22 protein-coding genes are annotated in these 20,008 nt (G+C 54.5%); 8 read left to right on the top strand and 14 right to left on the bottom strand.

What is annotated here, in order from left to right; translation table 11 throughout:
• Positions 1-14: 14 nt before the first annotated feature.
• The 7 genes from DFR30_RS03370 to DFR30_RS03340 form a co-directional block, all read right to left on the bottom strand.
• A complete protein-coding gene (locus DFR30_RS03370; protein ID WP_165869073.1) occupies positions 15-593 on the bottom strand; it encodes a CNP1-like family protein in 579 nt (192 codons plus the stop codon).
• An 85-nt stretch (positions 594-678) separates the two neighbouring features.
• Positions 679-1,119, bottom strand: a complete 441-nt coding sequence (locus tag DFR30_RS03365) for an Hsp20/alpha crystallin family protein (protein ID WP_132971329.1) — start codon at positions 1,117-1,119, stop codon at positions 679-681.
• Positions 1,120-1,315: 196 nt separating this feature from the next.
• Entirely contained in the window at positions 1,316-2,236 is a 921-nt protein-coding gene (locus tag DFR30_RS03360; protein WP_132971328.1) for a GIDE domain-containing protein, read from the bottom strand.
• A 17-nt stretch (positions 2,237-2,253) separates the two neighbouring features.
• Positions 2,254-2,838 carry a LemA family protein gene (locus DFR30_RS03355; RefSeq protein ID WP_132971327.1) on the bottom strand — a complete coding sequence of 195 codons (585 nt, stop codon included), beginning with the start codon at positions 2,836-2,838 and terminating at the stop codon, positions 2,254-2,256.
• Positions 2,839-2,921: 83 nt separating this feature from the next.
• Complete coding sequence (locus tag DFR30_RS03350) at positions 2,922-3,533, bottom strand: DUF3501 family protein (RefSeq protein WP_341539289.1); 612 nt, start codon at positions 3,531-3,533, stop codon at positions 2,922-2,924.
• Positions 3,534-3,551: 18 nt separating this feature from the next.
• Complete coding sequence (locus tag DFR30_RS03345; protein WP_132971326.1) at positions 3,552-4,886, bottom strand: heterodisulfide reductase-related iron-sulfur binding cluster; 1,335 nt, start codon at positions 4,884-4,886, stop codon at positions 3,552-3,554.
• 164 nt (positions 4,887-5,050) lie between these two features.
• Positions 5,051-5,470: a rubrerythrin family protein gene (locus tag DFR30_RS03340; protein WP_132971325.1), complete on the bottom strand. Its 420-nt coding sequence runs from the start codon at positions 5,468-5,470 to the stop codon at positions 5,051-5,053.
• Positions 5,471-5,719: 249 nt separating this feature from the next.
• On the opposite strand from DFR30_RS03340, the gene DFR30_RS03335 reads away from it, so the two are divergent.
• The 6 genes from DFR30_RS03335 to folE2 all read left to right on the top strand — a co-directional run bounded on the left by DFR30_RS03335 (position 5,720) and on the right by folE2 (position 10,793).
• Positions 5,720-6,277, top strand: a complete 558-nt coding sequence (locus DFR30_RS03335; protein ID WP_132971324.1) for a hypothetical protein — start codon at positions 5,720-5,722, stop codon at positions 6,275-6,277.
• 195 nt (positions 6,278-6,472) lie between these two features.
• Positions 6,473-6,700 (top strand): exodeoxyribonuclease VII small subunit, encoded by a 228-nt coding sequence (locus DFR30_RS03330; RefSeq protein ID WP_341539301.1) that lies wholly within the window; start codon positions 6,473-6,475, stop codon positions 6,698-6,700.
• Positions 6,666-7,586, top strand: coding sequence for a (2E,6E)-farnesyl diphosphate synthase (gene ispA, locus DFR30_RS03325; protein ID WP_243640665.1), 921 nt, complete (start codon positions 6,666-6,668; stop codon positions 7,584-7,586). Before DFR30_RS03330 ends, ispA begins: the two co-directional genes overlap by 35 nt.
• 72 nt (positions 7,587-7,658) lie before the next feature.
• Complete coding sequence (gene dxs, locus DFR30_RS03320; protein WP_132971321.1) at positions 7,659-9,551, top strand: 1-deoxy-D-xylulose-5-phosphate synthase; 1,893 nt, start codon at positions 7,659-7,661, stop codon at positions 9,549-9,551.
• A 28-nt stretch (positions 9,552-9,579) separates the two neighbouring features.
• Positions 9,580-9,966: a 6-carboxytetrahydropterin synthase QueD gene (queD, locus tag DFR30_RS03315; RefSeq protein WP_132971320.1), complete on the top strand. Its 387-nt coding sequence runs from the start codon at positions 9,580-9,582 to the stop codon at positions 9,964-9,966.
• The gene (folE2, locus tag DFR30_RS03310; RefSeq protein WP_132971319.1) at positions 9,963-10,793 is read left to right on the top strand and encodes a GTP cyclohydrolase FolE2; all 831 of its coding nucleotides are present in this window, start codon (positions 9,963-9,965) and stop codon (positions 10,791-10,793) included. Before queD ends, folE2 begins: the two co-directional genes overlap by 4 nt.
• Before the next feature lie 15 nt (positions 10,794-10,808).
• On the opposite strand, the gene DFR30_RS03305 is transcribed toward folE2, so the two are convergent.
• From DFR30_RS03305 to thiL, 3 genes are read right to left on the bottom strand one after another with little or no spacing between them, the layout of a single operon-like run.
• Complete coding sequence (locus tag DFR30_RS03305; RefSeq protein ID WP_132971318.1) at positions 10,809-11,420, bottom strand: hypothetical protein; 612 nt, start codon at positions 11,418-11,420, stop codon at positions 10,809-10,811.
• Between the two features lie 43 nt (positions 11,421-11,463).
• Complete coding sequence (locus DFR30_RS03300; protein ID WP_132971317.1) at positions 11,464-11,943, bottom strand: phosphatidylglycerophosphatase A family protein; 480 nt, start codon at positions 11,941-11,943, stop codon at positions 11,464-11,466.
• Positions 11,936-12,895 carry a thiamine-phosphate kinase gene (thiL, locus tag DFR30_RS03295; protein ID WP_132971316.1) on the bottom strand — a complete coding sequence of 320 codons (960 nt, stop codon included), beginning with the start codon at positions 12,893-12,895 and terminating at the stop codon, positions 11,936-11,938. Before thiL ends, DFR30_RS03300 begins: the two co-directional genes overlap by 8 nt.
• Before the next feature lie 190 nt (positions 12,896-13,085).
• Here thiL and DFR30_RS03290 point away from each other — a divergent pair, with 190 nt between their 5' ends.
• Entirely contained in the window at positions 13,086-13,592 is a 507-nt protein-coding gene (locus tag DFR30_RS03290; RefSeq protein ID WP_132971315.1) for a GlcG/HbpS family heme-binding protein, read from the top strand.
• 33 nt (positions 13,593-13,625) lie between these two features.
• Here DFR30_RS03290 and DFR30_RS03285 read toward each other — a convergent pair whose 3' ends face one another.
• The 3 genes from DFR30_RS03285 to DFR30_RS03275 all read right to left on the bottom strand — a co-directional run bounded on the left by DFR30_RS03285 (position 13,626) and on the right by DFR30_RS03275 (position 17,219).
• Positions 13,626-13,973 (bottom strand): hypothetical protein, encoded by a 348-nt coding sequence (locus DFR30_RS03285; protein ID WP_132971314.1) that lies wholly within the window; start codon positions 13,971-13,973, stop codon positions 13,626-13,628.
• 101 nt (positions 13,974-14,074) lie between these two features.
• Positions 14,075-16,639 (bottom strand): putative bifunctional diguanylate cyclase/phosphodiesterase, encoded by a 2,565-nt coding sequence (locus DFR30_RS03280; protein WP_132971313.1) that lies wholly within the window; start codon positions 16,637-16,639, stop codon positions 14,075-14,077.
• 124 nt (positions 16,640-16,763) lie between these two features.
• Positions 16,764-17,219 (bottom strand): YaiI/YqxD family protein, encoded by a 456-nt coding sequence (locus DFR30_RS03275; RefSeq protein ID WP_132971312.1) that lies wholly within the window; start codon positions 17,217-17,219, stop codon positions 16,764-16,766.
• 283 nt (positions 17,220-17,502) lie between these two features.
• On the opposite strand from DFR30_RS03275, the gene rhlE reads away from it, so the two are divergent.
• Positions 17,503-18,828 carry an ATP-dependent RNA helicase RhlE gene (rhlE, locus tag DFR30_RS03270; protein ID WP_132971311.1) on the top strand — a complete coding sequence of 442 codons (1,326 nt, stop codon included), beginning with the start codon at positions 17,503-17,505 and terminating at the stop codon, positions 18,826-18,828.
• Here the strand turns inward: rhlE and cfa are convergent.
• Entirely contained in the window at positions 18,825-19,952 is a 1,128-nt protein-coding gene (gene cfa / locus DFR30_RS03265; RefSeq protein WP_279386912.1) for a cyclopropane fatty acyl phospholipid synthase, read from the bottom strand. The genes rhlE and cfa overlap by 4 nt on opposite strands.
• Between the last annotated feature and the right edge of the window lie 56 nt (positions 19,953-20,008).

Here is a 20,008-nt window from a genome sequence, read left to right as displayed (position 1 = left end):
GCGCCGCGCTTGTTCTATTCCTCTTCGCCATAGAAAAAATTATCAGGATTTGGCGCACGCAAGCGCCGGAGCACAGGGCCCGGCTTGCCAGGCGCTGGCGACGGGCAGATAAAATGGTCGTACAAAACTTTCAGATAAGCTTCCGCTCCACGTTCGCCACCACGGATATAGCGCCAGCGCGAATTCATCGCCAACTGAAACCCGGCCTGCCCTCCAAAGGCATAGCGACGGTACTGTCCCCTCGAACAGCGTATTCCCTCATAAATCACATTGGTTGCACCGGATCTTGATTTAATAATAGCGGTATAGCGTACTACACCGTCTTTTCCGACACTGACGGAGGCCGGATCAATCAATAACCGGAACGGATAATTTTTTAGCAACAGGTCAACTTCTATCAGGTCACGGGATTCAACATCCGGGTAGGCGGGCAGTACCAGTCCCTGCTCCTCCCAGGCTTTACCCTCGACAAAACCGGCGCTGCCCTCCTCACCGTACAAATCACCAAATACAGGATCCTCGCCAGCAGCCGTCACGGACAGGACGACACAACCCAGCACAAGAACCCCGGCGTACCCTATATTCTTGATCATCATCACCACCGGAATATCGACCAGCAGAGTGTAACAAAAAACCCCGGCCAGAGGCCGGGGCTGTCGAGGAACTGCCAGGTATTGATCAGCTCTGTACTTCGATGCGCTTGGGCATCACCTTGGTCTGCTTGGGAATGATGATTTCAAGCACGCCATCCTTGCATTTGGCACTGATAGCCTCAGCATCAGCACCATCGGGCAGGCTGAAACGACGGTAGAAATTGCCACGTACGCGTTCGATGCGTTTGTAGCCTTCCCGCTCTTCCTCGTTTTCAATCTTGCGCTCACCCCTGATAGACAGAACACCGTCTTCCATATTGACTTCAATGTCCCTGGCTTCTACGCCAGGCACATCCGCATGGATAACATAACGGTCATCTTCTTCCTTGATATCCACTGCCGGCACCCAGTCACTGGTTGCAAGCGGACTTCCCTCTTCGCCATAACGGTTGGTATCAAGCATACGGCTCATCTCGCCCTGCAATTGGTTCAAAAGACTCCAGGGTTCGTATCTCACTAAAGACATGGTTGCATCTCCTCTTCAAGAATCCACTTCGCGTGATACCGGCATGGCATCCGCTGATGACTGAAAAATGGGAACGCCTCACCCCATTTTCAAGTCCTGCAGTGATTTTTTTTCGCCCGCATGCAGATCCGCACCCGGTGGCTTAAAATTGCTTTTCATGAGGAAAAAGCCCCCGGCAGGAGGAAGGCCGCTACAATCAGAACCTGACAGAGAACATAATCAGTAAAATTGCACAGGCTATCGAAAATCCTGCCAGGGCAGCAACAGCACGTCGTCGGTAACGGCTGGATAACAGGGGCTGTGGACGCGCAGCCATCAGAAAGGGATAGCGATCCGATTCACCGGCACGCACACAGTTCAGGGCAGGTTCGGCGGAGCGCCTTGCACGATCCTGAACAACCTCCCGGTGTGCTGACTGGCGAGCCTGTGCCCATTCATTCTCGTCGATGCCACCGTCGCCATTGCTGTCAAAGCGGTCCACGAGAACACCCTGATCCTGCTTCCATCGTCGCAGCAGAGCCAGAACTTCTTCACTGACACTGCTGTCGGTGCTGCGAATCGTGTCAAACCAGCCCAGCAAGTAGAGATAACCTTCATCGATACGCTTTTCCTGATAACGGTATCGCCTTCCAACCAGCTGCCCGAACAAACCACGCTTTTGCCTGCCTGCTGTCGGCCGTTGACTACTGCCGTACCATGTCTTGCGTGCCGATTCGGTGACATCTGCACCTCTTGGGTCGACAAGGCATTCACCTGTTTCATCATAAAAACAGAACGGGGTTTCACTGGTACCCGATTCCACTTCAACCCAGTTTGTCGAGTTCCGCGATCCCCGGCGCTCCTCATCGATACGGAAGCTGTACCAGACACAGGGTAGCCCCGTCAGTGGCGCCAGGACCTGCTGCCCGGGAAAACAGCGCGCAGAACCTTCCAGCTCCACGTAGCCCTGCGGGGCCGATCGAACCTTTGCAGTTGGCGTATCTTCAATAATGCGGGCGCTCTGGAAGTTTTTCCACACCAGCCAGAAACACCACAGGGCAGCCACGAGGGTGAACAGCACAAACAGTGTAAAATGCAGCGTCGATATCGTCTTGAGATCACCCAGGATACCCGACATAGGAGGGATAACCGGCTTCAGCCGTTGAACAGACGACCGACATTTACATCGGCAGTCTCTTCGTCACTGAACTCGAGTAATTCGAAAGGCCCAAAACCGAATTTGCTGGCAATGATGACATCCGGAAACTGTTCGATACGGATATTATTGAGGTTGACGCTTTCGTTATAGTACTCACGCCGGTCGGCTATGCTGTTTTCCAGGGCCGAAATACGATCCTGCAAATGCTGGAAAGTCGTATCCGCCTTAAGGTCCGGGTAGGCCTCGGCCAGCGCAAACAGGTTGCCCAGTCCCAGCCGAAGCCGGGATTCGGCGGCCCCCAGTGCCGGCATATTTCCACCTTCCCGGGCCTGCGCGACCTGCGATCGGGCCTCCATGACTTTCTGCAACGTCTCCTGCTCGTAACCCATGTACTGCTTGCAGACTTCCACCAGCTTGGGTAATTCATCATGACGTTGCTTGAGCAGGACGTCGATATTTGACCAGGCCTTGGATACATTGTGTTTGAGCGAGACCAGCCGGTTGTAGATCTGGATGCCGTACACCAGCACGACAACCAGTACAAGCCCGATGACAATCCAGAAAATGCTCCCTGTGCTCATGCTGTACTCCCTGTGTATTTAGGTGAACCTGCAGGGGAGTTTAACGGCAACTCGTCGTTTTTTCTTGAAAAAGTGACTGGTGGTCAGTCGAGATCAACTACCAGGGCAGCGCGTATATTTTCTGGCAGTGGCTCCAGCTGAACCGTGTAGGCAGCATGGCTGATACCCGCACCGAGAGCAGCACCCTGTTTGGCGGCCGCCACCATGTCAGGCGTCAGCTCAAAGCGCATAAAATGTACCGAGGAGGTCTTCTCCTCGTTTTCACGCTCCAGGTCTTCGTCGGCAATCGCAAACACCGGATCGAAACCCTCGACACGTAACCACACCTCGTCCTCGATACCTTTCAGTTCGGCCAGCTTGTTGCGCCGCACATCTTCATCCGGCACCTCGATCATAAAGGTGGCCTTCAGGTTACTGCCATCCGGAATCAACGGATTGTACGCATCCAGTTCTTCCTGGATACCTTCACTTTCAAAGATGCGCTCAACGCGCAACATTTCCTGGATCTGGTACTGCATGGTCAGGCGATCTTCAAAGTAGAGCGCCGCTATATCACCCAACGGCAAACGACGATTCTTCTTGTGTGCCATCAACTGCTGACGAAACTCGTTACGCAGGGTCGAGTATTCTTCCAGACTATAAAGATCCGAACGTGAAAGTTTTTGCATGGAGGCCTCGCCTTCGATTGTTTTCATGTCAGTTACCGGGCAATGTCAAATGCCGTACGCCATACGCAACAGCTTGAGCGGGTGGTCCGGCGCCTTGCCATTCTCCAGCCCGTTCTCGATCTGGTGACCGGCCATCGGGCAGTCACTGGAATAGTGGTCAGGGCTTGCCTTCTGCACACGGTTCACGACAGGCTTGCCAATCTTCATGGAAATTTCGTGGAACTCTTTTTTCACTGCGTAGGTACCATCGTGCCCCGAACAACGCTCGATGGCATCGACGCTGGTATCCGGCACCAGTTGCAACAGCTCGCGGGTTTTCATACCGATATTCTGTACACGCAGATGGCAGGCAACGTGATAGGAAATATTACCGAGGCTGTGACTGAAGTCCGTTTTCAACAGGTCATGCTTGTGACGGATCATCAGGTACTCGAAGGGATCATAGATAGCGTCACGCACCTTCGCCACATCCTCATCATCCGGGAACATCAGCGGCAGCTCCTGCTTGAACATCAACACACAGGAGGGAACCGGTGCGACAATGTCCCATCCCTTGTCAACCAGGGAAACCAGCTGTGGTATGTTTACCTCTTTCGCTTTCTCCACGGCCTGCAGATCACCCAGCTCCAGCTTGGGCATTCCGCAACAACGCTCGGTATCCACCAGGCGCACAGGGATGTCGTTGTGCTCAAATATTGCAATCAGGTCTTCCCCAAGATCCGGCTCGTTGTAGTTGCCGTAACAGGTGGCAAACAACGCCACCTTGCCTCGCGTCGGACCGGCTTCGGGAGCAGCATTAGCGTCCTGGTTTCGGGTAATCTCCACGCGACTGCGCAACTTGTCACTGTGGTACTCAGGCAAGTGCGCATCGGGATGGACTTCCAGCAACTCTTCCAGGACGCGCCGCCCCACCTTGTTATGGTTTACGGCATTGACGACGCCGCTGACCACGGGAATACCGGCAAGCATGCCAACTGTGTCGGTTGAACTTAAAATCCGGTCACGTACCCGCGTCTTGCCCTGCGCATGTTTTACCGCCTTGGCGCGCAACATCAGGTGCGGGAAATCGACATTCCATTCATGCGGCGGCACATACGGGCACTTGGTCATATAACACATGTCACACAGGTAACAGTGATCCACCACCTGCCAGAAGACGCGCTTGTCCACGCCATCGAGTTCCATGGTTGATGATTCGTCAATGGCGTCAAACAGGGTGGGAAATGCATTACAAAGACTAAAGCATCTTCGACACCCGTGACAGATATCGAACACCCGCTCAAGCTCCTGCACCAGCAGGTTTTCATCGTAGAAATCAGGGTTTTTCCAGTCCAGCGGGTGACGAGTAGGGGCTTCCAGATTGCCTTCACGAACAGACATCGCAAATCTCCGGGCTATTCAGGGTGGCCCGGGGCGGGCCAGAAAATTCGGGGCTCCCCGCACCGGCGCGTAGCGCCGGGAGGGAAATCGGGCCGGGAAAACACCAGGAGGGTGTTCCCGGCCCTACCGGTTTCTTCATCAGAAACCGGCAGCAGACACAGCCATCAGTCGTCCAGTGCGTCCAGCGCCTTCTGGAAACGATTGGCGTGTGAACGCTCGGCCTTGGCCAAAGTCTCAAACCAGTCGGCAATCTCGTCAAAACCTTCATCACGTGCAGCCTTGGCCATCCCCGGGTACATATCGGTGTACTCGTGAGTCTCGCCGGCAATAGCCGCCTTCAGATTATCGCTGGTGCCGCCGATCGGCAGACCGGTTGCCGGATCACCCACCGCTTCCAGGTACTCCAGGTGACCGTGGGCGTGACCGGTTTCACCTTCGGCAGTGGAACGGAACACAGCAGCAACATCGTTATAACCCTCAACGTCAGCCTTGGCTGCAAAATACAGGTAACGACGGTTAGCCTGAGACTCGCCGGAAAATGCAGCTTTCAGATTGTCTTCGGTTTTACTTCCTTTCAGGTCCATGTTTGGTGCCTCCGGATAGATGAAAAAATCGTTCGTGTCGCTATTTAGACTGAATCTAAACTGGGGAAGAATTTAGCTCAGTATCTTGTGTCTGTCAATTGCTTATTCACGCACCATAATACAGGTGTTAGTGTTGACTTGTCGGTGTTTTTCGACTCACCGGTGACCCGCTTTTATGCCCGGCAGCGCCGACGATCCAGGATACCCGGGTAAGCCAGCCGGCACCTGAACTTTTGTGGCAGATTACAGATGATAAGGAGTTTCAAGGATATTTTGATTTACACCGCGATCGTCCTGTTCGCGTCGATTGTGTATTTCGTATATGTCTATACAGTCTATCCGCCAATACCTGAGCGCGAAACATTTCTCAGCGAGATGGGAGAGAGCTTTGGCGAGGCCGGGTTATGGGCGTTGCTGTTTATTTACGCGCGCACCCTGTTGAAACTGGTGATGGGCAAAGGCGCGCTTGCAAAGCGCTTGCTTCCGGACTATTCCCCACCCGCCACCGCATCGCTTTTCCAGCATTTACTGGGTTTTTTAGATAGAACCCACGTCTACGTCGGAATCGCAACAGTGGCAATTATCCTGTTGCACATTGCACTGATGGGAACCGCACCTATGCGGGTTTTGTTCTTTCCGGCTGTGTTGGCGCTGGTCATCTGGCAAGGGTTATTTGGCATGTTCCTTACATGGCGGTATTCGCCAATAGAGTTAAAGAAACTCTCCTACCTGGTTCACGCCCAGCTTTTCACAGGTGTCATGATCGGCATATTCGCCTATTTCGGGCACCTGCTGATTGATAGTTGAGATGCAGTGCCCGCTTTGACACGGGATATTGCCGAGGGGCAAGTTATGGGCAAAGGTGGTCTTTCATTGGGCATACACGGAACAGATCCGGGAGGGGGTGGGTGACATGGCGGGCATGTTTGACCTTCCCGACCCGCACTTGTAACGTACGCTCCCGGATAACGGAGAGCCGACGTGGCAAAACGCAGCAAGAAAATGCCTGACTTTGAAACAGCCCTCGCGGAGCTGGAAAGCCTGGTCGAACAAATGGAACAGGGTGACCTGAGCCTCGATGAGTCGCTGAAACAGTTCGAGCGCGGCGTACAACTCACTCGTGCCTGCCAGACCGCGTTAAAAGAAGCCGAACAAAAAGTACAAATCCTGCTGGAAAAGGATGGCCAGGCAGCGCTTGAGCCTTTCCAAAGTGACACAGACCCTGACTGACCTGGACAGCTTTCTGGCTGACTGCCAGCAACGCGTTGAAGCAGCGCTCCGGCAATTCCTGCCCGATACGGATACACTCCCGACACAGCTGCATGCCGCCATGCGTTATGCCGTGCTTGATGGTGGAAAACGTATTCGCCCGGTACTGGTGTATGCCGCCGGCCATGCGCTGGGCGCCCGCGGCAAACAACTCGATGTCGCCGCCTGTGCCATCGAGTGTATCCACGTATATTCTTTAATACACGATGACCTGCCGGCCATGGACGACGATGACCTGCGCCGCGGCAAACCCAGCTGCCACAAAGCATTTGGTGAGGCGGAAGCCATACTGGCCGGCGATGCCCTGCAGGCCCAGGCTTTTTACCTGCTGTCCCACGCGGACATGGGTGGTATACCGGCACCACAGAGACTGGCCATGATCGAACGCCTCGCGTTGGCCTCCGGCTCGCGCGGTATGGTCGGCGGGCAGGCCATAGACCTGGCGGCTGTGGGCAAAACGCTGGGTATCGCCGAACTGGAAGATATGCACATTCACAAAACCGGTATGCTGATACGTGCTGCTGTGCTGCTGGGTGCGCTATGCGCTGAGAATGCCGACGAAACCCTGACACGCGCGCTCGACCACTATGGCAAGTACATCGGACTGGCCTTCCAGGTGCAGGATGACATACTTGACGTCACCGGCAATACCGAGCAACTGGGTAAGCAGGCGGGTGCCGATCGCGCCCTGGACAAACCCACCTACCCCGCCCTGCTGGGGTTGGCAGGGGCCCGCGAACGCGCCCAGGAGCTGCACAGTGCCGCTCTCGAGGCACTGTCCGATCTGGACGAAAACGCCGATCCGTTGCGCTGGATTTCACAATATATTGTCGAACGGAGCACCTGAAGCAGGTCGATTTGCTTGCCTCGCAGCCCGTCAACACCGATAATTGACCGCTTCCCTGCCGTCCAGCGTTGCATGAAAACTGTAGACCCAAACAGCCTGTTGAACCAGATCGACTCACCCGCAGATCTGCGCCTCCTTGACATGGCCCAGTTACGCGCACTGGCGCGTGAATCCCGCCAGTTCATGATTGAATCGGTGTCGTCCACCGGTGGCCATCTGGCGGCCAACCTGGGTACGGTGGAAGTGACACTCGCACTGCACTATGTTTTCAATACGCCGGATGACAAGCTGGTGTGGGATGTGGGCCACCAGAGCTACCTGCACAAGATTATCACCGGCCGCCGGGAGCAGATGAGCAGTATCCGCCAGAAAGGCGGGCTGGCCGGGTTTCCCAAGCGCGATGAAAGCCCTTACGACGCCTTTGGAGTCGGGCATTCCAGCACCTCTATCAGCGCCGCACTGGGTATGGCTATTGCCGCTACACAGGAAGGCAACAACCGGCGTGTAGCCGCCATTATCGGTGACGGCGCCATGACGGCCGGTCAGGCCTTCGAGGCGCTTAACCACGCCGGTACGCTGGATGCCAATCTGCTGGTGGTACTGAATGATAACGACATGTCGATTTCGCCCAATGTCGGTGGCCTGTCCAATTACCTGGCGCGTATTCTGTCCGGTCGCACCTACGCCACCATGCGCGAAGGCAGTAAAAAAGTCCTGCAGAAAATGCCCACCGTATGGGAGCTGGCGCGACGTGCCGAAGAACACATGAAGGGCATGGTTATACCCGGCACCCTGTTTGAAGAACTTGGCTTCAATTATATTGGCCCTATCGACGGCCATGACCTGGACGCAGTTGTTACCACCCTGCGCAATGTGCGCCAACTGAATGGCCCGCAACTTCTGCACGTTGTCACCCGCAAGGGCAAAGGCTATGCCCCGGCAGAAAACAACCCCTGCAAATTTCACGGCATTGGCAAATTTGATCCTGAAACGGGCGAAAGTCAGGGTGGTGGCACTCCCACGGGGAAAACCTACACCCGCGTATTCTCGGACTGGATCTGTGACATGGCCCTTGCCGATGACAAGTTGGTCGGTATTACACCGGCCATGCGTGAAGGCTCCGGGCTGGTGGGATTTTCCGAACAGTTCCCTGATCGTTACTTTGATGTCGGTATTGCCGAGCAACACAGTATCACCCTGGCTGCCGGACTGGCCTGTGAAGGTATCAGACCGGTGGTCGCGATCTACTCCACATTCCTGCAGCGTGCCTACGATCAACTGATCCACGATGTCGCCCTGCAAAACCTGCCCGTTCTGTTCGCCATAGACCGGGGTGGACTGGTCGGGGCGGACGGGCCGACCCACTCGGGTAATTTCGACCTGAGTTTCCTGCGCTGCATCCCCAACATGCTGCTGATGGCACCAGCTGACGAAAACGAGTGCCGCAAGATGCTGTCGACCGGTTTCAGGCATGAGGGGCCAGCAGCCGTGCGTTACCCGCGGGGTACCGGGCCGGGCGTGGAGGTCGATTCCGACCTGGATACCCTGGAAATCGGTAAGGCGCAGGTATGCCGCAAAGGTAAGGATGTGGCCCTGCTGGCCTTCGGCAGCACACTGACCGCAGCGCTTGAAGCCGGGGAAAAACTGGATGCCACCGTAGTCAATATGCGCTTTATCAAGCCTCTGGACGAAGCCTGTGTATGTGAGCTGACGGCTAACCACCGCATGTTGGTAACACTGGAAGACAACGCTATCAGCGGTGGCGCCGGTAGCGCAGTAGCCGAATCCCTGGCTGCCCACGACATCACTATCCCCTTGACTCACCTTGGAATTCCGGATCATTTCATTGAGCACGCCAGTCGTGAGGAGCAGCTCGCCGAATGTGGCCTGGATAGCGACAGTATTTACCACAGGATCCAGCGGGAACTGGCGGCACGAATTGCAACGCTGCGTGCGGTCGACTAAAATCCTACCTTTTCAGTCAGGAATTAGTGTGGCCGCCTGTTATACCCTGAAAATTGTTACGGACTTCGCCTCTGCGCATACTCTGCGTGAGTACCCGGGCGCCTGTGCGCGTATGCATGGCCACAACTGGAAAGTCGAAACCGAAGTTCGCGCCAGTTCGCTGGACAAGATGGGCATGGGCGTGGACTTCAAGGTCATCAAACAGGCCACCCGCGACATCGCGGCCAAACTGGATCATCGCTACCTGAATGATCTGGAGCCATTCACTGACATTAACCCGACAGCTGAAAACATCGCCGCATATTTTTACCAGGAACTGTCGGCGCAACTGAACAACGAAAGCATCCGCGTTCATGCTGTCACGCTATGGGAAACTGAACGCGCCTGCGTGCGTTACGCTGAGGATGAATCATGAGTAAATCAACGGCTGCCACCGTCAACAACCCCATTGCTGACGTACAGAACAGCGCTGACACCCGCCACATCGCCATCGACAAGGTCGGCATCAAGGACATTCGCCACCCGGTGCGGGTAAAAGACCGCAGCGAAGGCGAACAGCACACCATTGCCAATTTCAACATGTACGTGAACCTGCCGCACAATTTCAAAGGTACACACATGTCACGCTTCGTGGAAATTCTCAACCTGCACGAGCGCGAAATCGGCGTCGAGTCGTTCAAGGAAATGCTCGGCGAAATGGCCGAACGTCTGGAAGCCGAAGCCGGTCACATCGAGATGAGCTTCCCTTATTTCATCAACAAAACCGCGCCGATATCGGGTGTACAAAGCCTGCTCGATTACGAGGTTTCCTTTATCGGGGAAATCTCCGACGGTAAACCAAAAATGAAAATCAAGGTCATCGTACCGGTCACCAGCCTTTGCCCCTGCTCGAAAAAAATCTCGGAGCGCGGCGCACATAACCAGCGTTCACACGTAACAGTCACCGCTACCACGCGTGATTTTGTCTGGATAGAGGAACTGATCGACATGGTCGAGGGCCAGGCTTCATGTGAACTCTACGGCCTGCTCAAACGCCCGGATGAAAAATACGTCACGGAAAAAGCCTACGACAACCCGAAGTTTGTGGAAGACATGGTGCGGGATATCGCCGCTGCGTTGAATACAGATGACCGTATCAGCGCCTATATCGTGGAATCAGAAAACTTCGAGTCCATACACAATCACTCGGCCTATGCGCTGATCGAACGCGACAAGGAAAAGGATCAACTGGTCGACAGTTGATTGTTGCAAACGTTCTCAGGTCGCTCCTGCGAACAGGTAGGCAATCCCGCCCGCAAACAGCGCCGGAGGCAGCATCCGGTAACGCGGCAACTGCTCCAGCAGTTTAAGTATTACCATGCCGAAGAAGATGCAGAAAATATAAACCGGCACTACCCGGAAAGATGTCAGGTGATAGACATCGGAGGGAAGATAATACGCATAATAGTTATTCATCAGCTGCAGAAACAGAAGATTACCACTAACCTCAAAGACAAAAGGTGCCTCGAAGCTGACAATCAGAGCCTTGGTACCGGTGCTGCTCCAGCGACCTCCCAGCTTCAGATCCAGAGACTGACCGGTAAAGTAGAGGTGTACGCCGTAAGCAGTCCACACGAAAGCGGCCAGCGCCGAGACGTTGCTGTCGTGTAGCGGAAAGACCCGGTATTCCCACAGTTTGCCACCAAACAACTGCTCGTAAAGCGGATTGATCAGCGATTCAGCCACGACCGCAAGCAGGAGAACCGCCGATGCTGTCAACGCAAGCCGGTAGCCATCAATAACCAGCCGTCCACCTATCAAATAGCGATTGATAGCAAACGAGGCCGCTATCAGCGCCAGTGAGAACAGTAATGCAGAAAATATTTCCATATGAAATGCCGTATCAGCAAATACTCCAGGCTTCCAGAATAAATCAGACGACCAGCTTGGCAACCCACAGCACCACAACCACCATCAGGCCCGCCAGTATGTCATCCAGCATGATACCGAGGCCACCGTGCACTTTTTTATCAACCCAGCCAATCGGCCAGGGCTTCCATATATCGAAAAACCGGAACAATACAAACCCGGCCAGGATACCGGTCCAGCCCTCGGGGGCCATTATCATAGCGACCAGGTAACCGGCAAATTCATCCCAGACGATACCGGGATGGTCATGAACGCCCAGTGTTTGTGATGCACGTTGACAGATCCATACGCCGGCCAGCGAGATAAGCACTGTTGCCGTCAAATATCCTGCGAAACTCAACTGATCCAATAGCAGAAACAAGGGGACCGCCACCAGCGTACCGGCTGTTCCCGGTGCACGTGGCGAGAGCCCTGAGCCGAAGCCGAATGCCAGCCACAAAACAGGATCGGAAAAAACCCTCCGTGTATCGATGCGCTCAGTCATGGTTGTTTGCGAAATGATCGAAACCCCCGACCTTCAGCGTACAGGGCGAACCGTCCTCGTGCACACAGCGAATACCCGGTTGTGGCTCGATAATACCGATTTCTGCAATAGATACCGCGCTATCTTCTGCTGCCTGGTATACCTGCTCAACACGATCAGCATCTACGGTAAAACATAATTCGTAATCATCCCCGCCATTCAGCTGGCAGGTCAGCGCAGACTCAACATCCAGTGACAGTAATGCCTGTGAACGCGGGATGGCATCAACATTTATCTGTGCACCACAAGCACTGGCATCCAGCATATGCTGAATGTCAGCCAGTAGCCCGTCGGACACATCAATCGCCGCCTCGGCAACACCCGCCAGTGTCATACCCAGGGCAATTCTTGGCTCCGGCCGGTTCAGGCGGGCAAGCAACGCTGCTTCAACTGCTTCACCTGCCTGTAACTGCTGCAAGGCAAATGCCGCATCACCCGGCGTGCCGGTAATAAAAATATGTTGCCCGGGTTTTGCTGCATCACGTCGCAGTGCCCTGGCGGCATCGACTTGCCCCTGTACCTGCACCGTCATCGAAAGTGGACCGCGCGTGGTATCCCCACCCACCAGCGCCACATGAAACCGGTCTGCCAACGCAAAAAAGCCTTCAGCAAACCCGGACAACCAGGCTTCATCAGCTTTCGGCAGGGTCAGCGCCAGTGTCGCCCAGCGCGGCTGCGCGCCCATTGCAGCGAGGTCACTGAGGTTAACGGCCAGGGCTTTATGACCAATACTGACCGGATCGGTCTGATCGGGAAAATGGCGACCGGCAACCAGCGTATCCACAGCCACCACCAGCGCACTTCCCGCATCCGGCATCAGTATTGCGGCATCATCACCGATACCCAGCAACACACCCGGTGCGGCCAGCTCACGCTGAAAAAACCGGTGAATAATTTCGAACTCAGAAACCATCAGGAAATTGTTTCGCCAGATCTGGCCAGTATCCGGCTTTGCTCCCTGTCATTGATCTCTGTCTCGCAACCACAATCAGGCACCGAACACACCTCGCAAATTCAAAGACACAGTCTAGCATCCGCGGCACTTGTGGCCTACGTGCACAACGCGGGATAATTCACCCCAATTCAGCCAGGGAGACAGTACCATGCCACACTACATACCACGTTCAGGGAACAGCCTGTTGCTTGCCCTCATGCTTGGCAGCACAAGCACATGGGCCGCCGATATTCTGGTACAACGCACCATCGGTATGGAACTGGCCCGGGATGTTGTCAACGAGGCAGTACTTGCCTGCCGCAAGGCCGGTTACCAGGTCAGCGCTGTCGTTGTTGACAAGGATGCCTCACTTCGTGCGGCACTGCGCGATGATGCTGCACCCCGGTTCACCCTGGATATTTCACAACGCAAAGCCAACATGGTCATCATGGGCGGCACCGAAAGTGGTGCTGTGGTAGAAAACCGCTCTGATATCCGTAACGAGCTGAACCAGATTGATGGCCTCATCATGTTAAAGGGCGGGCTACCGATCATTGTTGGTGGTTACCTGGCTGGTGCAGTCGGTGTCAGTGGTGCACCCGGTGGCGACAAGGACGAGAGCTGTGCGCGAGCAGCACTTGAAGCACTTGAAGATCGTATCGCTTTTTCAGACTAGACCCCAGATCTGGTCGGACAGCATGGGCAGACTCTAGGCGGCCCAGCCCTTGAAAATACTGCGCACGATTTCCCCGAGGAAGTTAATATAGGCCCATACGAAAACTGAAACAGCTATCAGGCCAATCAAGCCGAGCAAAATGGTGAGTCCTTCCTCTCGCCGCCAGCCTCGCTGTATCCAGTAGCCCTGTAAGCCAGCAGCACCTGCACCAGCACCTGTGACCAGGATAATATCCTTGTTCGGCAAGTCCATCGGCAGAAGAAAAATAAAGAAGAAAATGAATGCCACACCCAGCGGGATAAGCGAGAATAACCACAGCCCGACTTCTTTCTCGTCACGATGTGACTCTATAAGGTGCTCGATCTTGTCCGGTACGTGCACGGTATGCCCTCCAGGACGACATCTCGGCCCCCAGCAGAGGCGAGTACGGTGAGGATAATTCTAGCTGATCAGGCAAAACTGTCCAGTCCGGGCTACCGGATTTATGCAACATCTCCGGCTTTGTGTAACGCCGTAACCCTGTGTGACATTTCACGAAGCCAGCCTCCCAGCTTGACCGCAGGCAAGGGTTTACACACATGGAAACCCTGGACCAGATCACAGCCTTGAGACTGTAATTGTTCCAGCACCTTCCTGCTTTCAACACCTTCTGCGACCACGGTGAGGCCCAGATTATGCGCGAGATCAATAGTGGAATGCACAATCATGGCATCGTTCTCATCATGGCCCATGTTGATAACAAAAGACTTGTCGATTTTAAGTTCCTTGACCGGCAGTTTTTTCAGGTAAGACAATGAGGAAAAACCTGTGCCGAAGTCATCGATTGCAATACTGACCCCCATTTCCTTGATGCGCGACAACAGCTGTGCTGCATTGTTCAGGTCAGACATCATGGCACTCTCTGTAACTTCAAGTGTCAACTGTTCCGGATGGGTACCGGTTTCGGTCAAGAGACCATGCACCACTTCCGGCAAAGTGGTGTCACGCAGATCATAAGCTGAAAGATTTACCGCCACACCAATATCAATGCCATCTCTGCGCCAGTCTGACAACTGCCGCAAAGCCCGCGCAAGTACCCAGCGCGTCAATTGCTGGATAACACCGGTCTGCTCAGCCATGGGAATAATCCGTCCCGGTGGCACCATGCCATGTTCAGGGTGCTCCCAACGCAACAAGGCTTCCACAGAACTGACCGACTGATTAACGAGGTTTATTTTTGGCTGGAAATGAAGATCGAGGTGGTCATTACTTATGGCATCCTTGAGATCCTTGACCAGCTGCAAACGCAGCAAGCTGTTTTCATCCTGGGTATCATCATAAAATACCGTGCGTTTCCCGGTATGTTTTGCCGTATACATGGCAACATCTGCATGGCGCATCAGAACCGATACATCGATCCCGTCTTTGGGGTAGATAGCCACACCCACACTACCACCGACATAGAGTTTGTGACCACCAACCTGGAATTCCTTCTCCAGCGCCCTGGCGATAGCCACAGATGTCCTGGCACAATCACCCTGGTTGGTACACTGAAGGATGACCGCAAATTCGTCACCACCCAGGCGCGCCGTTAAACCGCAGTCTCCAATAGCCTCGGATAATCTCTTTGAAACGGCCTGCAGTATCAGGTCACCAACCGGATGGCCGAGCGTATCGTTAATTTCCTTGAAGTGGTCCAGATCCATTATCATCAGACCAACATTCCGGTCAAGCCGGCTTGCCTTTTTCAATGTCTCGGTCAGCTCTTCAAGCAGATAAGCCCGGTTCGGCAAGCCGGTCAGGCTGTCGTGCAAAGACTGGTATTCCAGTGCCAGGCGGCGGCGCTGCACATCGCTGCGCATATTTTCAAATGCTGTAACCAGCTGTTGTATTTCCCGTGTCCTGGCCTCCGGCACTTCGAAAGGTCGATCGGATTTAACATCGACATCCAGCGACAAGGCATGGGAGATACGCGCTATAGGGCCGAGGAGTATCCGGTCCAGCACGGTATAACCGCTAATCACCAGGACAAAAAGCAATCCGGCGAGCACCCACAGGGTCACACTCACCGTTCTGCCGGCTGTTCTCAGCTGATCAACTTGCTGATTGGATTTTTTCTCAACCGCCAGCTCTACCGCCAGTAATGCCTGCCAGATATTATCAAATAATGGCTGCACAATATCCCGTAAAAAGGGCAAATCAGTGCGCCAGTCATCAGAAGAGTACATGGCACTGACTTTCTGAAAGTATTCATACCAGTTTTCGGAATTTAGCCGCATCACCGCAAGTGCATCACTGGTCTGAAAACCAAGATCACCGCTTACATCCATTTTGGTGAGTTGTCGGAGGTTCTCCCTGATCTGCTGGTAGAGTAACCTGACATTGTATGACTGCCTGGCCATACCTTCCTGACTGGCTGTAAATGCCCCGAAACGGTTGGCCACCATCACTCGATAAAAACCGATCATTTGCCGCCAGCGGTCACGGACCCCGTTCAGCAGAAGAAACTCCTGTGATGCGAGAATATTGCTGTTATCGCTGACGAGTTCCGAGAGCGCCAGGTTAACTGCCGTCACAAACGCGTCATTGGCTGGCAGCATGAAACCAGACATCAGGTGCATGGCCGGATGTAGCTGCTGCGGGTCGTTTCGAATTTCCATCAAATGGTCAAGCTGCAGCTGCAGCTTGCCAAGTTTCTCTTTGAGTTGTATGGCCTTCTCTGCACTTCCCTGGCTACCAGATTGAATTTTTGCGAGTTCGGCAGCTTTTTCCCTGGCTTCCCTGATTTCCTGGAGTACTTGTTTCTGAATATCATCCGATGGCGAAATCATGTACCTCTGAAGGGCAAAATTAGTCTGCCAGACTGAACTGCGTATAGCAGTGCCGAGGGACTGGATATTGTTTCGCAGCTGCAGGCTGCTGGTGGAAGACTGCGTCGCCTTGCCCAGCATCCATACCGCCCAGCCGACTGACAGGGTAACAACAATCACGACTGCCAGTGCCACAACCAGATACCGGCCGCTCAAGGTATTCAGATCAAGCCATTTTCCCGGTTTCCTGTCGGCCACTACTAACCCCTGCTATTTCCTCAGAGTTACCCACCACAAGTCATCGACCGACAAGAAAAATACTTTAGACATCCACGGGTTAAGCAACCTACAGGTTTACCATCCTGTCAAGTTTACCGCCGCTCTAGCCCGGCTTCGCGAGCAATCGATCCAGCTGGTTGGCAAATGCCTGGCGGTCGGCCTGACTGAAGGATGCGTGCCCGCCGGTATCAATCCCGCTACTGCGCAGGGTGTCCATGAAATCCCGCATATTGAGACGTTGACGAATATTCTCTTCCGTATAAAGCTCACCACGCGGATTCAGCGCACGGCACGCTTTCGCGACGACTTCAGCCGCCAGTGGAATATCCGCTGTTATCACCAGATCACCGACTTCGGCATGCGCTACGATATAGTTATCGGCTACATCGAAACCGGCGCCGACCTGGATAGCGCGAATGTGGCGGGACTTTGGAACCTGCAGTGGCTGGTTGGCTACCAGCATCAATGGCACACCCGTCCGCTCTGCAGCACGGAACAGTATTTCCTTGATGACTTTAGGGCAGGCATCGGCATCAACCCAGATCTGTTTCAGACGCATTGTTATCCCGGCAAATGCAACATCAGAACCATTATACGGACCTGTATGCCTTCCCTCATAATCAAAATTCCCGCCCAACACAAATTTCTGGTAGAATAACCGCATTCCGGGTGCCTGACCGGTTAGCACCCATTTGAGCGGCCATGAAAAGCTGCCGGAATGTCTTGAGCCGTTTGCCCGCTTTACCGGGCCTCCCGCAAGCAAGAATCCCTTTATCCAGCCCGAACCGGCTCCCGCCAGCCAATGCTGCCTATGGGAGGGCAAGACTGGAGTTATTACCCCAATGTCATTTGATACCCTCGGCCTGTCGGCCGAACTCCTGCGTGCGATCAGCGAGCAGGGCTACAGCGAACCTACACCTGTTCAAAGCAATGCAATTCCTGTCGTACTCGAAGGCAAGGATGTCCTGGCCGGTGCGCAAACCGGCACCGGTAAAACAGCCGGCTTTACCCTGCCTCTGCTGCAGCGTCTCAGCAGCAGCCCTGCTGACAAAGGTCGCCGCCCGGTGCGCGCACTGGTGCTGACGCCAACACGGGAACTGGCCGCCCAGGTCGCTGAAAGCGTGCAGACCTATGGCCGTCACCTGCCGCTGAAATCGGCCGTCATTTTTGGCGGAGTCAAGATCAACCCGCAAATCGAGAAACTGCGCCGCGGTGTCGATATTCTGGTGGCGACACCGGGACGCCTGCTGGACCATGTCAGCCAGAAAACAGTTGATCTGTCACAGGTCGAAATCCTGGTGCTCGATGAAGCAGACCGCATGCTCGATATGGGCTTTATTCACGACATCCGTAAAGTGATGGCCCTGTTACCCGATAAACATCATCGTCAGACACTGCTGTTCTCTGCCACTTTCTCCAATGAGATCAAGCAACTCGCCAACCGTCTGCTCGACAACCCCGAACTGATAGAAGTGGCGCGTCGCAACACCACTGCCGAACGTATCGAACAGAAAGTCTATCCTGTCGACAAGCTGCGCAAACGCGAGTTGTTGAGCTTTTTGATCGGCTCACGCAACTGGCGACAGGTGCTGGTCTTCACCCGCACCAAGCACGGCGCCAACCGTCTTGCCGAACAACTTGAAAAAGACGGGCTGACTGCTGCCGCAATCCACGGCAATAAAAGCCAGGGGGCACGTACGCGAGCGCTGGCCGGCTTCAAGAGCGGTGACGTGCGCGTACTGGTTGCCACCGACATTGCTGCGCGTGGGCTGGATATAGACCAGTTGCCGCATGTAGTGAACTACGAGCTGCCCAATGTCCCGGAAGATTACGTGCATCGTATTGGCCGTACCGGTCGTGCCGGCAACGAAGGCGAAGCCATTTCTCTGGTATGCATCGACGAGCACAAATTGCTGCGAGACATCGAGCGGTTACTGAAGCGCGAAATCCCGAAACAAGTACTGGAAGGCTATGAGCCGGACCCGAGCATCAAGGCAGAACCGATCCAGAACGGTCGTAATGGCAAGGGCCACTCCAGACAGGGGCACCAGGGTGACAACCGTAATCGTGGCAACGGCGCGTCCAAAAGACCGGGCAGTGGCCGGCATAAAGCACCTGCAGCGCGTGCCAAATCCAGGCAGAGGCAGCCACAGGCCGGCAGAGGTTAGCGGATAGACGTATAACCGCCCTCCACTCCTTTCTTGCTATAAACAATTTGCCACAGCTGGTTTCGGCGCGCCCGCGCCGAACCGGCTGATGACAGCAGAAAATAGCGCCACATGCGATAGAAACGGTCGTCATAGCCAAGGCTGTCAAGCTGCTCCCGGTGCTCATCGATATTCGCCATCCACGCCATCAGGGTCGGGTCATAATGGGTGCCCATATTGTGCAGGTCTTCCATGATGAATACGCCACTGACCGCCTTGTCGATCTGTTCCGGGACGGGAAGTACACCACCTGGGAAAATGTATTTATTGGTCCAGGGATCAACATCCGTGGCTCGCGTGTTTGTACCTATGGTGTGTAACAGAAACAGGCCATCATCTTCCAGGCAACGCTCCACCATTTTCATATAGGTGCGATAGTTTTTCGGGCCAACATGTTCGAACATGCCGATTGAGATTATACGGTCGAAATGCTCATTGACATCGCGATAGTCCTGCAAGCGCAGATCAACATCGAGATCCTTGTAGCGTTCCTGTCCATATGCAATCTGTTCCCGGGAAACCGTCACGCCGACCACCTTGACGCCATAACGTTCGGCCGCAAAGCCGGCAAAACTGCCCCAGCCACAACCGATATCAAGTACCCGCATACCGGGTTCCAGGCCAACCTTGCGGCATACCAGGTCGAGTTTGGCTTCCTGTGCATCGCTCAGGTTATCGGCATCTTTCCAGTAGCCACAGGTATAGGTCATGCGCGGGTCGAGCATGCGTTCGTAAAGATCATTACCCAGGTCGTAGTGACGCTCGCCGATACGGAACGCCCGGTTATGACTTTGCATGTTAACCAGTTTTGACCAGATAACAGGCCACAGCAGTTTCAGCGGCGAAATGGCGTGCTCAAGGTCTGCCCGTAGTAAGCGGTAAATCAGGACATCAAGTGCTTCACAGTCCCACAGGCCCTGCATGTAGGTTTCACCAAGGCCAAGCGCTCCGCCACTCAACAGTTTCTGGTAGAAACGCGTGTCATTTACCTGGATGTCGTGTGGCTGGCTGCCGTTGATTTCGATATCGGCAAGCTCAACAAGGCCACGGATGGCGGCTTCGGCTTTATTCATATCCAGCTCCAGTGCCTGGGTAGCGGCATGGTAGTGTTGAGCCCGACATTCAAGGCAGATTGAAGGAG

The organism is Thiogranum longum (assembly GCF_004339085.1).
GTDB classification, from domain to species: Bacteria; Pseudomonadota; Gammaproteobacteria; order DSM-19610; family DSM-19610; genus Thiogranum; species Thiogranum longum.
The sequence above is the reverse complement of the archived record's forward strand: the minus strand, read 5'-3'. Positions and strand labels throughout refer to the sequence as shown.